Genomic DNA, 15,274 nt, shown 5'->3' with positions numbered 1-15,274 from the left:
AGGGTTTGAATCTATGGACAAAAATTGACCATAGATGCAAGCCCTCTTCGTGTTACGAAAAAGGTGCTTGTGTCGTGCCAGAAGGCCATACAGGCATTTAACCTGTATGGCCTTTTTGTTTTTTCTAAAAGGGGGAATGTTCAATTGGATGGGAAATTAAAGCAATCATTAGTCAATTATCGATATAAAAGAAAAATGGAAGATTATGCACTAGAGCGAGGATATATCCCTTTTCATCCTCAGTTATTTGAAGAGTATGATTCATTTTCGAGTCGAAACCCTAGATTAGCTAGAGAAGACTTAGTTGTTGTATTGACACGTTTACAGCAAATTTTATTGTTAAGACCTGATTTAACAAGTGCATTAATGAAAGAAATTTATCCAATCGCATTGAAGGAAGAGAAATGTAAAGTATTTTATCAATCAACAATCTATCGAAATAATGGGGTAGAGCTTGAGGAAATTAATCAATTTGGTATCGAAAATTTAGGGCAAATTTCTGAAGCATCTGAAATAGAAGTAGTTATTATGGCAATTGATTTATTAAGCAATGTTCCTTTTATTTTAGAAATCGGGCATACAGGATTTATCGAAGGACTTTTCAAAGAATGTAATTTAAGCGAGTCGCAAAAAAACAAATTGAAAAAGCTAATTTATTTAAAAAACATAGATGAATTAGAACGATTTATTCAGTCAATTAATTTACCCCTTCAAGCCAGAAATGTTTTTGAACAGTTATTTAGTTTACAAGGTAAAGGGGAAAAACTTCATTCATTACTTAGAAGTTTAGTATTAAATAATGAAATGGAAAATGCTGTTGAAAAGGTAATTAAATTTCAAGAAATTAGTCCAAATATTCTTCTCGATTTATCAATCGTAAATGAATTTGATTATTATGACGGAATCGTTTTTAAAGGGTATTACGATCAGTTAAATAAAGAGGTTTTAAGTGGAGGACGCTATCTTCTGGTGTCTGAAGATTCGGAAAACAGCATTGATGCAATCGGATTTTCGATTGATACAAATGCTTGGATAACATGTCAAATGAGGGATGTAAAGTGAGTTGGCTAACAGTTGCAGTTGCAAAAGGAAGACTTGAAGATGAGGTTATTAAAATATTAAGTCAGTCTGGTTACCGAAAAGTAATTGATTCTAAAACTAGAAAACTAATCTTTGAAGATGAATTAAATAAAATTAAATATTTAGTAGTGAAACCAGTGGATGTCGCTACATATGTTGAACGAGGAGTTTGCGATCTTGGTTTTGTAGGAAAAGACATTCTGCTAGAACAAGAGAAAGATGTATACGAGTTGATGGATCTAGAACTTGGAAAATGCATTTTTGCAGCAGCGGGTTTTCCAGGAACGTTAATTGATCGAGGTGATGAAACGTTAAGAGTTGCGACAAAATATCCAAATATCACTTCGAAGTATTTTCAGTTTAGGCAAAATATTGAACTTATTTATTTAAACGGTTCTGTTGAATTAGCACCAATTGTAGGAATGTCCGATATTATTGTTGATTTAGTAGAAACAGGAAGTACTTTAAAGGCAAACGGATTAGTCATCTTAGAAGAAATGATTCCAATTAGCGCCAGAGTGATTTCAAATCGTGTTAGTTATCGATTTAACTATTTCCGTATTACTGATTTTATAGAAAAAATAAAGAAGGGTAGGGATATATATGCTGGAAATTTTATCGATTAATCATAAAAGTGAAAAACTTGAAAGTATTATAAACCGAACGAATTTACCTACTGTTGAGATCACAAAAAGTGTGGAAAAGATTTTATTAAATGTGAAAGAAAATGGTGATGAAGCTGTTCGCAGGTATTCTTTAATTTATGATGAGGTCAAACTAAAAAGCTTTGAAGTTAGTGAAGATGAATTTAATGAGGCTCTAGAACAAACTGATGAAAACTTAGTAAATGCATTAATTGAAGCTAAGAAAAATATAGAGACATATCATGAAAAGCAACTTCAAGACGGCTATAAAATAAATGAAAAAAATTCATATGTTCAACAAATAATTAATCCAATTGAAAGAGTTGGTGTGTATATCCCAGGTGGAAAAGCGGCGTACCCATCAACAGTTTTAATGAATGTGATTCCTGCAAAAATAGCAGGCGTGAATGAAATTGTCATTGTAACGCCACCAAATAAAGAAGGAAAAATTAAGCCTTCTATTCTAGTCGCTGCGAAATTAGCTGGTGTTACAAAAGTGTTGAAAATTGGTGGAGCGCAAGCAATTGGGGCATTGGCTTATGGAACTGAAACAATTGAAAAAGTAGATAAAATAGTTGGCCCTGGCAATATTTATGTGGCGCTCGCTAAGAAAAGTGTTTCAGGCATCGTAGGAATTGATATGGTTGCAGGTCCAACAGAGGTTGTCATATTAGCAGATGAAACTGCCAATCCGAGATTTATTGCTGCTGACTTAATGGCACAGGCGGAGCATGATGAAATGGCATCTAGTATTGTTATTACGAATACAGAAGAGTTTGCACAAAAAATACAGCAAGAAATACCAAACTTATTAGAAGAACAACCAAGAAAAGAAATTATTAAAAGCTCATTCGAAAATTATGGAGCTATTATCGTCGTTAAAACAATCGAGGAAGGAATTGAGCTTGTTAATAAGTTAGCGCCTGAACATCTTGAACTAATGATAAAAAATCCAGAGTCGATCGTTCATAAAGTTAAAAATGCAGGTGCTATTTTTTTAGGAGACTATACTCCAGAGCCTGTTGGTGATTACTTTGCGGGAACAAATCATACATTACCGACTAGCGGAACTGCAAGATTTACCTCGCCATTAAATGTAAATGACTTTAGTAAGAAAACATCCGTTGTTTATTACAATAAAGTTGCCTTAAGCGAAGCAAGAAAACATATTGAATTGATCGCAGAGGAAGAAGGACTATATGGTCACGGTAAAGCAATTAGTATTCGATTTGAGGAGGATTCAAAGTGAGAACTGCAATGATAACAAGAAAAACAAATGAAACAAATATTCGTTTAAATTTAAATTTAGATGGTGATGGAGAAAGTAATATTCAAACTGGAATTGGTTTTTTAGATCATATGTTAACGTTATTTTCATTCCATAGCGGAATAAGCTTGGAAGTATTTTGTGAGGGTGATCTTGAAGTAGATGATCATCACACAACAGAAGATGTTGGTATCGCATTAGGTAAAGCCTTATTAATTGCGTTAGACGAAAAAATTGGCATTAATCGTTACGGTTCATGCTACATTCCAATGGATGAAACGTTAGCAAGAGTGGTCGTAGATTTTAGTGGTAGACCATATCTTGTTTACAATGATCGAACGGTAAGAGAACGAATAGGAATGATTGATACACAGAATTTTAAAGAATTTTTTAAATCATTAAGCTCTGAAGCTAGAATGAATTGTCATATGGAAGTTTTATATGGAGAAAATGATCATCACAAAATTGAAGCTTTATTTAAAGCATTTGGCAGAGCGGTTAAACAAGCGGTTGAAATAACTTCGACTAAATTACCTTCCACGAAAGGAATGTTATAAGTGAATATTATTATTGATTATGGTGTAGGTAATTTAGATTCATTAAAAAGAGCTTGTGAAGAAATTGATTTTCCGGTAGTCATTACGAATGAAATTGAAGTGATTGAGGAAGCTTCTTCTATTATTCTACCAGGTGTTGGGGCATATGAAGCAGCGATGAATGAATTAAATCGACTTGGTTTAGTTGATTGTATAAAGTCTAAGGCAAAAAGTGGTACTCCAATTTTAGGAATTTGTCTTGGAATGCAATTACTATATGAATTTAGTGAAGAAAACTTCGGAGCAATTGGGCTTGGCTTAATTAAAGGTCAAGTAAAACGTATACCTGACATCGTAAAAGTTCCACATATGGGCTGGAATAAGCTAAATTTTACGAAACAGGAATCATTATTAAAATATGTAAATGAAGGTGATTATGTCTATTTTGTACACTCATTTTATATTAGTTCAACAAATGATGAGCTTTTAGCTTATTCCGATTACGGGGTAAAGATTCCAGCAATTATTCAATCCAATAATATTTACGGAATGCAATTTCACCCTGAAAAAAGTGCAGAAACAGGTCTGAATTTATTAAAAGCATTTAAGGAGATGTGTTTATATGATTCTATATCCAGCAATTGATTTAAAGGACGGTAATTGCGTTCGCCTTGAGCAAGGAGACTTTAATAAGAAAGTAATTTATAAGAATTCACCACTTGAAGTTGCGTTAGACTTTGAAAAAGCTGGTGCAAAAGTTTTACATGTCGTTGATTTAGATGGAGCAAGGACTGGAGAACGGAAAAATGCTTCAATTATAAAAGAAATCGTTCAAAATACGAATTTAAACATTCAGTTAGGTGGAGGAATCAGATCACTTGATTCGATTTCGTTCTGGTTAGAATTAGGTGTAGAAAAAGTAATTTTGGGTACAGCTGCAATTAATAATAGACAACTTTTAGAACAAGCTGTTTTAAAATACGGTGATCGAATCATTGTAGGAGTAGATGCAAAAAACGGTTTTGTAGCCATAAATGGATGGGAAGAGTCGACAAATCAAGATAGCTATGAATTTTGTAAACAGCTAGAGCTACTCGGTGTGAAAACAGTCGTATACACTGATATATCAAAGGATGGCATGTTAAGTGGGCCTAATTTAGAAGCATATAAAAAATTAGCTGAAGAAACGAATTTAAAAATCATTGCTTCAGGTGGAGTGAGCTCAATCAATGATCTGAAATCACTTCGCACGTTAAATATTTATGGTGCGATTTCTGGAAAAGCATTATATGAAGGGAAATTTACAGTTGAGGAGGCACTTAAATGCTTGCAAGAAGAATTATACCGTGCTTAGACGTTCGTAATGGACGAGTCGTAAAAGGAAAACAGTTTTCAAGTATTCAAGATGTTGACTCACCTACGAAACTAGGAAAATATTATAGTGATAATGGTGCTGACGAGTTAGTATTTTATGATATTACGGCCTCAAATGAAGAAAGAGATATATCATTGAAATTTGTTTCAGAAGTAGCGAAGGAATTGCGTATTCCTTTCAGTGTTGGAGGTGGAGTACGTTCGATTGATGATTTTACGAAACTATTAAGAAATGGAGCCGATAAAGTTTCAATTAATTCTGCAGCAATTTTAAATCCGAATTTAATTAAAGAGGCATCAGATCGTTTTGGATCGCAATGTGTCGTGCTTTCAATTGATGCAAAGTTAAATAAAGATGGCAATTATAAAGTGTGTATAAATGGTGGTCGGAAAGAGACTGAATGGGAAGCGATTGATTGGGCAAAGAAAGGTGTGGAGCTTGGAGCGGGTGAAATTGTCTTAAATAGTATTGATGAAGATGGTATGAAAAGAGGGTTTGATATCCGATTGCTGCAAAAAATTACAAATGCAATTAATGTTCCGGTTATTGCATCTGGTGGCGCAGGAAAAGTAGAACACTTTTACGATGCGATTGAATATGCAAATGTCGATGGAGTTTTAGCTGCTTCAGTATTCCATTTTGGAGAAATCAAAATTAGTGAATTAAAAGACTACTTAAATGAAAAAAATATTCCAGTTCGACTATAGGAGGAGAAAAACATGTATTTTGATATCGAAAAAATTCGCTTTAATGAACAAGGATTAGTACCAGCAATTGTGCAAGATATTAATACGAAAGAAGTATTAATGTTGGCATATATGAATAATGAATCAATTAAACTCACAATCGATACTGGATTTGCTACATTTTATAGTAGAAGTCGCCAATCAATTTGGAAAAAAGGAGAAACATCGGGGAATCTTCAATATGTCAAATCGATTTCTTATGATTGTGACCAAGACTCAATTTTACTACAGGTTGAACAAGTAGGAGTAGCTTGCCACACAGGAAGCTACAGTTGTTTTTCCGAAAAATTAACATTAATGCAAGAAAAAAATATTGTTCAAAATGAATCATTAAGTTATCTACCAAACCTCTATGAAACGATACAAGATCGAAAAGAGAATCCAATTGAAGGATCTTATACTACCTATTTATTTAATCAAGGCATTGATAAGATATTGAAAAAAGTAGGTGAAGAGACGAGCGAAGTAATTATTGGTGCTAAAAATGAAGGAACGGAAGAATTAATTTATGAGATTAGTGATCTAGTCTATCACACAATTGTTTTAATGGTAGAAAAAGGAATAAAATTGGAAGAGATAAACAATTGCTTAATAAATAGGAAGGAGAAAGTAAAATCTTGAAAATTGATGGACACACACATACACAATATTGTCCGCACGGAAGTGGTGATGACGTACAATTAATGATCGAAAAAGCGATTGAACTTGGGTTCGATGAATACCATATCACGGAACATACACCCGTACCATCATCATTTCAAAACTGCTTAAAGCCAAATGACGCTGTTGCTTCACTTGCTATGTCTGAAAATGAAGTAGACGAATATATTAAGGAAATGTATAAAGTAAGAGATCAGTATAAGGATCGAATTCGTATAAAAATTGGATTTGAATACGATTATTTACCGAGTGAATCAGTATGGTTTAAAGATTTCCTAAAAGAATACGGCAAATATTGTGACACAGGACTTTTGTCAGTTCATTACCTAGAAGGAAAAAATGGATGGCATTGTATAGATTATAAAGCTGAAGATACCTTTTCTGGTTTAGTTAATTACTATGGCAGTGCAGAAGCGTTTCAACTTGCTTATTACGATTTAGTAAAACAGTCTATCATTGATGATTTAGGTCCGTTTAAACCCAAAAGAATAGGACATATGACTTTATGTAATAAATTTAAACAATTTTTGAATTGTGATGATACGGAAAAAATCCTAAATAAACAAGTTGAACTATTAAATCTAGTAAAAGAAAAAAATTATATTTTAGACTATAATACTGCAGGATTATTTAAAGAGTATTGTGGTGAAACCTATCCACCAAAACATGTCATTGAAATTGCGAATTCCTTAAACATAGAATTAATGTATGGTTCTGATTCTCATAGTGTAAAAGATGTTGGAAGAGGATATGAGGTTTATTTTTCAAATAGTAAAAAATCTTGCTGATGATCAAGTGATAATTCAGATCTTAAAAAGGGGAAACTGAACTGTCAGAATTTTAGCCATTGTAGTTACTCATGAAGCAGTTATGAGTAAGATAAAAGCAAGAATAAGCCATTTTAGTTACTTATGAAGGGGTTATAAGTAAGTTAAAAGCAAAAATAAGCCATTTTAGTTACTCATGAAGCAGTTATGAGTAAGATAAAAGCAAGAATAAGCCATTGTAGTTACTCATGAAGCGGTTATGAGTAAGTTAAAAGTAATATTTAGCCATTTTATTTACTCATGAAGCAGTTATGATTATGTTATTTTCAATATTGTATATGTTTTATTCCAACACTCTGACGATAAATTGATAATTTATCGTCGTCTTTTTGTTTAGTGAGAAATTTTGTTAAAATGGTGAAATTCTCCCATATTACAACTATCAAACGATAATGTATAATTAAGAAAAATTAGTAATTTTTTCTAAATTTAGTTTAGATAAAGGGAGAATTTGAATGTCAAATATTATTTGGGTCGTATTAGGGGCTTTATTAATGAGTACGATTGATTATTTGATGTTTCACTTTGGACTTGTTAATTCCGAGAATCAAAGATGGAACTGGTTTGAAAAACGAACAAAGTTTCAAAAAATTAGTGTACTGTCTGGTGTGTTTTTAGTTATTTTTGTACTTCACATTGTAAGTTAATGCTTCTAAGAGAGTCATGGTTGTGACTCCTTTTTGTTTTTATAGAAGTATTTTTAGCTAAAAAAATAAAAGGTAAAAATAGCCATTTGTTGAATAAATAACAGTGGTGACCTCAAGTACGAATTATTCGTTATCATTTAGTTCAAAATTTGTCCTACTTTTTTATGACAGTTTATTAGTTATGAGGAGACTTTATAGAAGTAATTTCTAAAATTATTAGAGTTTAAAAAGGAGGAAATTTTTTTGAATCGAAAAGAAATGTTTTTAAACGTATTAGACAAAACATATGATAAGGAAAGTTGGTTTGCTCCACTAAAAAATTCAATTGAAGGAATTACAGCTGAACAAGCTGGTTGGAGACCAACAGGGGAAGCGACTAAATCAATTTGGGAAAACGTTAATCATCTTCTTTATTACAAAGAGAGGATTGTAGCAAATCTAGAAGGTAGAGAATGGACGCAAAATCTAGACGGTGACCAAACCTTTTTTCTTACAGAACAATCGAATGAAGAAAACGAATGGAAAAAAGTTATTGAACGATTGGAGAATACTAGTTTTAGTTTAAGACAGTTATTGAGTAATATGACAGATGAGGAATTGATGAAAAATTCCTTTGAAGTCAAACTAATGGATTTATTACTACATGACGCTTACCATACCGGACAAATTATTCAAATAAGAAAAATGCAAGGATCGTGGCCATCACATCGTTGACATAACCGATTAAGGCAGCTTAAAGCTGTCTTTTTTATAATCTAGTTCTAAGCTCTTAAAAAGGAGAAAAATTGATGTTTAGTTATAAAATTGAAGAAAATTTGCAATTAAAGTTATTGACTCTACAAGATGCAAATGAGTTATACAAATTAACAATCAATTCAATGGAACATTTAAAAGAATGGTTACCATTAATAGCATATAATAAAAAACTTGAGGATACAGAGAACTTTATAAAAACAACTATGAAACAATTTACTGAAAACAATGGATTCCAAGCTGGTATTTGGTCAAATTCAAAACTTGTTGGAGTAATAGGGTTTCATAAAATTGATTGGTCAAATAAGTCGACGAGTATTGGTTATTGGCTAGGAAAGGGGGTTGAAGGTACAGGTATAATGACAAAGGCTTGTCATGCATTTGTTAATTATGCATTAACAGATCTATTGCTAAATCGGGTCGAGATTCGTGCTGCTGTTGAAAATACAAAAAGTCGTGCTATTCCTGAGAGGTTAGGATTCTTTCAGGAAGGTCGGATCAGGAAAGCTGAATGGTTGTATGATCATTATGTAGATCACATCGTTTATGGAATGTTAGCGGAAGATTGGGTTTCTTTAAGGAAATAATGTTAATTTCATATCAATGAACTTTTTTTTTGCATGAAAAGTATTAATACTTCAAATACTTCATTTGAAAGGATTTACTAATTATTTTTGTGTAAATATTTATTAATGAGTTAAATGAAATAATGACTTGTCTAGTGTGATGCTATAAACTGCATGTAAGAAAAGGAGAATATCAATGCATTGGTATGAAAAACTAAATCAGTATTTTCCAGTTGAAGAAATGAAATCAAGGGAACATATGGAAACTTTATTGAAAGAGCGATCAGATATTTACCATAAGGATGAAGGTCCACATCATGTTTTAATGTATGCGGAACTAGATGATTTTGTATTTATCGATTACTTGTTCGTTTCAAAAGATGCCCGTGGACAGGGTCTTGGGTATAAATTGCTTGATAAGCTAAAGAAGAAAGGCAAACCAATTATTTTAGAGGTTGAACCAGTTAATTATGAAGATACAGATACAGAAAAAAGGCTTAGATTTTATAAAAGAGAAGGTTTTGAGCATGCTCAGTCGATAGGATATAACAGACGATCATTAGCAACTCAAGAAATAAACCCTATGGAGATTTTATACTGGTCTCCAAATAATGAGGGTGAAGAAATGATATTTAAAGCGATGAAAAAAACATATAATATGATTCATACATATAGGGATACACATTTTTACGGTGAATCTTATCAGCCAGTAGAGGAAGTTTTAACTTTTGGAGAAAATAATAGCAATCAAAATCTTTTAGAAGACATATAAAAAACGACTGATAACCTCAGTCGTTTTTTTAATTACACACCCATACGTTTGCGTTGATTGTTTGGCTTTTTAGAAATTTGATTCTTTTTCGTCATATCTTTAACAGCATTTACTCCAGTATTTTGATTAGAATTTTGCTGTTTTTTGCTAGCCAACTTTTGTTTCATTAATTCCTGAAGACTAACTTTTTTTGGTTCATTGTTATTTTCGCTCATAAATTTAGTTTCCTCCAATTTAATCATACTTTTATAATGACTTGTTGAAGGAAAATTAGCAAGTACATTTAAAAGAATTAAGCGATCTATTAGCTGTCTTTTTCTGTATTTTTCTTATGAAACTCTTCCATTTTTTTACTCTTCGAATATGCAGATTCCTCTGAATGCCCAAATTGATCGACAGAACTTTTCTGTGGACCTTTGTTTGTATGTCCTTTTGCCATGTTTAACCCTCCTTTTTTATTATTATGTGCTTAAATTCCTTGAATAATCTTTAATTTAAAATGGGAATCTATTTATGATAAATAGTATTAGGAGGAAGCAAAATGACAAGTAAAAATGGCAGCAAAGGAAGTAAAAATCAAAACGCACCTGAACTTCATGGACAAGCACCTACTAGTGGTGATAATACAAAAGGAAATGTCTATCGCTCTAAAAAAGGTAGTAAATCACAAACTGAATTACACTAAAATAACCAATTAAAAAAGAGCTTGGATTTCCCCAAGCTCTATATTTTTTCTAACTATATTTAGTCTTGAACATTAAATCCTTCTTCATCTAAATATTCACAAGCTTCACCGTAGCTATTGAATGTACCATCAAGATTTTCTCCTGCGTAAACATTCCACATGTCCATTTCAGAAACAAGTTTAAGGATTTGGCCGTTCGCATTAACCCAGATTTCTTCTACTTCTTCATCTTCTTCAAAAATTGGCTCGAATGATAGGCTTTCAATTGATTTAGTGAGAATTGTGCGAAGTTCCTCTTCAGTAAATTCTCTTATATTTACCATACCTTTTTCGTTCGTTTTGTACCCTTTTACACCTTCAGCATATACAAAGCCGTTTCCATTAGGATGTAAATGATAAACAACATTCTTTTTTTCTTTTAAACTTTCTTCATATTGAAAATTTGTACGACCAAGTGAGACTGGCTTTTTAGTTAATTCTGGAAATGATTCAATGATTGTTAGTTTTTCTTCGTAAGTTAGCATAATGCCTCCAAAAAAATATTCTTTTACCTATGTTTTGTATGTAACGTAACAAATATAACAAAAATCTTTTGAAAATGACATAGAATTGTCACAATTTCAGCTACTCTAATTTGGTAGAATAATAATGCTGTATAAATTTAACATATTCCTTTTGACAAATTTTTGGACTTAATTTGATTTTATTATACATAGTAGGTGAGAACATGACAGTGGAAGTTAAAGTGAAAGTGAAAGAACAATTTATTAAAAAACAATTTTATAAATCGTATTTAAATGAAAATGAAAACAATATCCATCCTATTGCAGTTCTAGCTGACCTTTACAATGAACAAAATGATGATATGGATCTTTCATCTATTCGATTTGCACAAGGTGAAGTTTATTTTGAAAATAAAGATTTTGAATCTGCAGTTTTCAAATGGGAAAAAGTCGGAAACCAGTTAAGCGATTGGGCAAAGAAAAATATCGCTGATTCTTATTATGAAATCGGTGCATTTGAAACAGCTGAGAAGTTATATAAAGAAGTTAAAACAGATAGTAGTACTTTGACATCTGAAATATTCTTACATTTATTCTCACTTTATATCGATGTTTCGAAATACGAAGAAGCAGATCGTATTATTAAAGAAGCAGTAAAATATAATCCTGATTATCCAAATGTAACGAGAATTGCACGTAAATTTTATGAAAAACATCACGATTGGACTAGTGCTGTAGCTCTAGCTTCAGATGAATCAATTCGAACAGAAGATTTGAAATGGTTTATTGTATTAAGAGAATACATTGTAAATGGTGTAACAAAAGAAATGGCACCAAGTTACTTTGTGCAACCGTTACTATCATTGGCTAAAGTCGATCTTGAGCACTTTGAATTAATGGTAGAAGCACTTTGGAATAGTTACAGAGAACAATCAGTTTATGTAAATTGGTTACAAACATTTAATGATATGTTATTCCAAATCAACGTTGAAACAGGTGTGAAGTGGAATCGTTTGCCATCAATCTATTCAATGACATACGAAGAATTAGTTGAAGGTGATTATTTTGTAGCTCAGCTTGAGGAAATGATGCCAAGCTTTTTAACAAATTGGTTACGTATTACCGATATAAAAGGTGCGGTTTTAGCAACGACTGCAACACTTGCATGGGATCGATTATTCCCAGGCCGTATTGATTATCAAATTGTTGCTGACGCAGAAATGGCATTTGAACAGTTATTAAAAACGCCTGATTGCTTTGAAATTGGCAAAGAATTATTTGAAAACATCCTACAATGGTCTGCTTTAAATGAAATAGAAGTTGGAGACCGTTTTGAGTGGTGGACAAGTAAATTAACTCAATTTGAAAATACAACAATGCTTGTTGCAGGTACATCAGGTAACGGTAAATCTTCATTTGTTAACTCACTTTTAGGTGAGAAAATGATGGGTTCTTCTACGACAATGCCTGTATTATTTGAACAAAATAGTGATTCAAATATTATCGTATTTTCGAAGGAAGGAAATACACAACTTGCCGAATTTGCAGATTTTTACGATTTAACAACAGTTGAAAATAATCTGTTAAAAGGTGATGAATTAGTATACTATAAATTACCAAATTCATTTTTAGAAAAGCATCGCCTATCAATTATTGATACACCTGGAATTGATGGAAACCAGGTTAATACAAAAGCATTATTACAATCTGTAAAACTTGCAGATCGTCTTGTTTATGTTTTAAATGCTACTGCACCTTATACAGAAAACGAACGATCGTTACTAGTTAAAATTCATAAAGAATTACCAACTCTACCGATTCACTTTATTTTAAATAAGATGGATTCTATTTATAGTAAAGAAGAAATTGATCGAGTTCGCGCTGAAATCCAAGCGAAAGTTAATCAAGACTTCCCTAGCGCTAAAGTATTACCTTATTCTTCAATTTATAATAATCAAGATCAATTTAAAGATTTAGAATTATTTATTGAGGATAACGTTCTTTCAACTGAAGCAAATTCTAAACAAACAGAAAAATTATTATTAGCTATTCGCAAATTAATTAATTTCTTATTAGAAAAACGAGTAGAGAAAGAAGACGAACTACGTGCTAATGTTGAATGGAATGAAGTTCTTGATGACAAATTAAATGGTCTATTACATTCTTTAAAAGATAAAGAAATGGAACATTTAAATACAATTAAAAGCTCGTATCGTGAATTAAAAGACGAATTAAAATATGACCTGAAGCTAAGTATTCCTGGTCTTCTAAAAGAATGTAAAGAATTAATCAAAGAAGATAGTGATTTCGGTACAATTCTTGAAACACTAAACGAAGAGATGAATCTTCGTATTGGTGAGTATGTAAGAGAGAATACTTTACCAAAACTAAATGAAGCTCTTCAAAACTGGATTAAAGATTCAGGTGTTTTATTAGAAGGTACTCAAGGCTACTTATCTGAAATGAGTGATTCTTTAAATGACTACATTGGAAATGAATACTTAAATCTTGAATGTGATTTTAAAGTATTAGATGACTGGCGCCGTGATGCTGATCGAATGACTAGTATGACTCAACTAGATGATATGAATATTTTATTAAATTCTTCACCATCTCAGTTTATCTTAAAGAGCTCAGGTATCTTATTAGGTTTACTACCACAAAATAAATCAAAGCTTGTTGCTCAATATCAAAAGTATGTTGATAATGTCAACTATGATGATGTAACATCAGAATTATCAATGAAGTTTTTCCTACAATTTGAAATGTTTGAAAAAACTTTACCAAGAGATTTATCAATGTTCCTACATGCTCCATTTGAGCAAATCCATGAACTAGTTGATGAAACAAGAGTAGCAATTTCTAACTATAATCAAACTTTAGAAGATATGAAATCTAATCCAAGTATTTACTTCGATCCGATTACATTCTTCACAGTAAGATTAAGACAATTAGAGTTTTTAACATTACGTAAATAATAAGGAAAGAGTGTGCTAAATGGCACACTCTTTTTTCATGCTGTTAAAAAAAGTTGTTAATTAAATAAGAATGTCTTGTTGATTTCCACTACGGGATGCTCGCTTTCCATGGGGCATGAGCTGAGCCTCCTCGTTCCTGCGGGGTCTCACCCTTCCTGCATCTCCCATAGGAGTCGAGCATCCCTTCGTTTCAATCAACTCTTCAAATATAAAAATTATTCTTTAGAACATTAAAAAAATCAATATTTTAAAGAATTACCTTTAATTATTAAACTGTACCTAAAATTCAAATTCTACCTATGCAAATTTACATTTACAAATATGGTAAACATCTAAATGACTTACACTTTGGCTCAATTAATTTTTTTTAGAGAAATCATTATTAGGCCAATTATAAATCGCAAAAAAACATTATTTAATCAACGAGTATCAGAGGATCTTGGATAATTCCAAACGGAAAATTCATACTTTTCAGATTTAATCTAATATATTTAAACACACTCTTTTTATATGACCAATGCATTTATTTATAAAACCAGTATTCCTTTCAACTATTCCTCTGCATCTTCTTCAAACGGAATATGTACAACGATTGTTTGGTAGCCTTCTTTAATTTTTACATATCCACCCCAAGGGATTTGTAGTATTAAAAAGGCTCCTTTTGTATCAATTGAAAAATGTGCAATTTTTTCATGTTCTTCATCGAGTAAAAGCACTTCCCGCTCATTCCCAACTGTTCTAATACCAGGATGGCAATGAATTTGTATTTTCCAGTTGCCAAGTCTACTTAATAAGAAATGACTCATAAAATAGATCACCTTCTATTATTTAGTTTCTTCAATATGGACTAATGAAACTTATTGGGAAAACAGTACGAAAAACAGTTGAAGCCATCTTTCAATTAATTCTATTCTAAAGAATGGTAACTTAAAACTATTTAGGAATATTCGAACTATATTTCTTACTCAAAAAGGATTCATATGGAAGAATAAAAGTGAAAAAATTTGAGATAAAAGAGTTCATAAGTACGTAAAAATGTCCAAGAATTTAGGCAACAGGCTGAGAAGTTAAAAAATTCAGATTAGAAAAAGTTTAAAAGAGTTACTAGAATAACTCTTTTTTTTTGCTCTTGAACTATCAGGGAGTTTAGAAGCTTTAAGATTATTTAAGATTTTTTAGAATTCAATTAAAAAAAATGTATTTTGCAGGAGATTCTAATTTTTACGTCAAACTCA

At 31.7% G+C, this 15,274-nt stretch carries 19 protein-coding genes; 15 read left to right on the top strand and 4 right to left on the bottom strand.

The genetic code is table 11. The annotated features are described in order from the left end of the window. Positions 1 to 144 precede the first annotated feature (144 nt). From BED47_RS15870 to BED47_RS15810, 13 genes are all read left to right on the top strand, one after another. Complete coding sequence (locus tag BED47_RS15870; RefSeq protein WP_069034465.1) at positions 145 to 1,062, top strand: ATP phosphoribosyltransferase regulatory subunit; 918 nt, start codon at positions 145 to 147, stop codon at positions 1,060 to 1,062. Next, entirely contained in the window at positions 1,059 to 1,706 is a 648-nt protein-coding gene (gene hisG / locus BED47_RS15865; protein WP_069034464.1) for an ATP phosphoribosyltransferase, read from the top strand. Before BED47_RS15870 ends, hisG begins: the two co-directional genes overlap by 4 nt. Beyond that, positions 1,687 to 2,973 (top strand): histidinol dehydrogenase, encoded by a 1,287-nt coding sequence (hisD, locus tag BED47_RS15860; RefSeq protein ID WP_217493005.1) that lies wholly within the window; start codon positions 1,687 to 1,689, stop codon positions 2,971 to 2,973. Before hisG ends, hisD begins: the two co-directional genes overlap by 20 nt. Then, positions 2,970 to 3,548, top strand: coding sequence for an imidazoleglycerol-phosphate dehydratase HisB (gene hisB, locus BED47_RS15855; protein WP_091022181.1), 579 nt, complete (start codon positions 2,970 to 2,972; stop codon positions 3,546 to 3,548). Before hisD ends, hisB begins: the two co-directional genes overlap by 4 nt. Further along, the gene (hisH, locus tag BED47_RS15850; RefSeq protein WP_069034462.1) at positions 3,549 to 4,172 is read left to right on the top strand and encodes an imidazole glycerol phosphate synthase subunit HisH; all 624 of its coding nucleotides are present in this window, start codon (positions 3,549 to 3,551) and stop codon (positions 4,170 to 4,172) included. It begins immediately after the preceding gene. Next, a complete protein-coding gene (hisA, locus tag BED47_RS15845; protein WP_069034461.1) occupies positions 4,150 to 4,881 on the top strand; it encodes a 1-(5-phosphoribosyl)-5-[(5-phosphoribosylamino)methylideneamino]imidazole-4-carboxamide isomerase in 732 nt (243 codons plus the stop codon). Before hisH ends, hisA begins: the two co-directional genes overlap by 23 nt. After that, positions 4,851 to 5,609 carry an imidazole glycerol phosphate synthase subunit HisF gene (gene hisF, locus BED47_RS15840; protein WP_069034460.1) on the top strand — a complete coding sequence of 253 codons (759 nt, stop codon included), beginning with the start codon at positions 4,851 to 4,853 and terminating at the stop codon, positions 5,607 to 5,609. Before hisA ends, hisF begins: the two co-directional genes overlap by 31 nt. A 12-nt stretch (positions 5,610 to 5,621) precedes the next feature. Then, complete coding sequence (gene hisIE, locus BED47_RS15835) at positions 5,622 to 6,269, top strand: bifunctional phosphoribosyl-AMP cyclohydrolase/phosphoribosyl-ATP diphosphatase HisIE (RefSeq protein ID WP_069034459.1); 648 nt, start codon at positions 5,622 to 5,624, stop codon at positions 6,267 to 6,269. Next, on the top strand, positions 6,266 to 7,096 hold the full coding sequence (gene hisJ / locus BED47_RS15830; protein WP_069034458.1) for a histidinol-phosphatase HisJ: 831 nt from the start codon (positions 6,266 to 6,268) through the stop codon (positions 7,094 to 7,096). The genes hisIE and hisJ overlap by 4 nt, the downstream gene beginning before the upstream one ends. Before the next feature lie 494 nt (positions 7,097 to 7,590). Beyond that, positions 7,591 to 7,782 (top strand): hypothetical protein, encoded by a 192-nt coding sequence (locus tag BED47_RS15825; RefSeq protein ID WP_069034457.1) that lies wholly within the window; start codon positions 7,591 to 7,593, stop codon positions 7,780 to 7,782. Positions 7,783 to 8,040: 258 nt separating this feature from the next. Then, the gene (locus tag BED47_RS15820) at positions 8,041 to 8,496 is read left to right on the top strand and encodes a DinB family protein (protein WP_091022300.1); all 456 of its coding nucleotides are present in this window, start codon (positions 8,041 to 8,043) and stop codon (positions 8,494 to 8,496) included. A 74-nt stretch (positions 8,497 to 8,570) separates the two neighbouring features. After that, on the top strand, positions 8,571 to 9,122 hold the full coding sequence (locus tag BED47_RS15815) for a GNAT family N-acetyltransferase (protein ID WP_069034455.1): 552 nt from the start codon (positions 8,571 to 8,573) through the stop codon (positions 9,120 to 9,122). A 175-nt stretch (positions 9,123 to 9,297) separates the two neighbouring features. Next, positions 9,298 to 9,873, top strand: coding sequence for a GNAT family N-acetyltransferase (locus BED47_RS15810; protein ID WP_069034454.1), 576 nt, complete (start codon positions 9,298 to 9,300; stop codon positions 9,871 to 9,873). Between the two features lie 32 nt (positions 9,874 to 9,905). Here BED47_RS15810 and BED47_RS15805 read toward each other — a convergent pair whose 3' ends face one another. Both BED47_RS15805 and BED47_RS24425 read right to left on the bottom strand, forming a co-directional pair. Beyond that, on the bottom strand, positions 9,906 to 10,088 hold the full coding sequence (locus tag BED47_RS15805; protein WP_069034453.1) for a hypothetical protein: 183 nt from the start codon (positions 10,086 to 10,088) through the stop codon (positions 9,906 to 9,908). An 89-nt stretch (positions 10,089 to 10,177) separates the two neighbouring features. Further along, positions 10,178 to 10,312 carry a hypothetical protein gene (locus BED47_RS24425; RefSeq protein WP_286131686.1) on the bottom strand — a complete coding sequence of 45 codons (135 nt, stop codon included), beginning with the start codon at positions 10,310 to 10,312 and terminating at the stop codon, positions 10,178 to 10,180. 102 nt (positions 10,313 to 10,414) lie between these two features. On the opposite strand from BED47_RS24425, the gene BED47_RS23455 reads away from it, so the two are divergent. Beyond that, positions 10,415 to 10,558, top strand: a complete 144-nt coding sequence (locus BED47_RS23455; protein WP_097978661.1) for an imidazoleglycerol-phosphate dehydratase — start codon at positions 10,415 to 10,417, stop codon at positions 10,556 to 10,558. Positions 10,559 to 10,617: 59 nt separating this feature from the next. On the opposite strand, the gene BED47_RS15800 is transcribed toward BED47_RS23455, so the two are convergent. Beyond that, a complete protein-coding gene (locus BED47_RS15800) occupies positions 10,618 to 11,082 on the bottom strand; it encodes a hypothetical protein (RefSeq protein WP_069034452.1) in 465 nt (154 codons plus the stop codon). 203 nt (positions 11,083 to 11,285) lie between these two features. On the opposite strand from BED47_RS15800, the gene BED47_RS15795 reads away from it, so the two are divergent. Then, a complete protein-coding gene (locus BED47_RS15795) occupies positions 11,286 to 14,039 on the top strand; it encodes a dynamin family protein (protein ID WP_069034451.1) in 2,754 nt (917 codons plus the stop codon). A 551-nt stretch (positions 14,040 to 14,590) separates the two neighbouring features. Here the strand turns inward: BED47_RS15795 and BED47_RS15790 are convergent. Further along, positions 14,591 to 14,845, bottom strand: a complete 255-nt coding sequence (locus BED47_RS15790; RefSeq protein ID WP_069034450.1) for a hypothetical protein — start codon at positions 14,843 to 14,845, stop codon at positions 14,591 to 14,593. Positions 14,846 to 15,274: the final 429 nt, after the last annotated feature.

The organism is Gottfriedia luciferensis (assembly GCF_001712755.1).
Lineage (GTDB): Bacteria > Bacillota > Bacilli > Bacillales > Bacillaceae_G > Gottfriedia > Gottfriedia luciferensis_B.
Note: the sequence above shows the minus strand (reverse complement) of the source record. Positions and strands in the feature narration are given on the sequence as shown.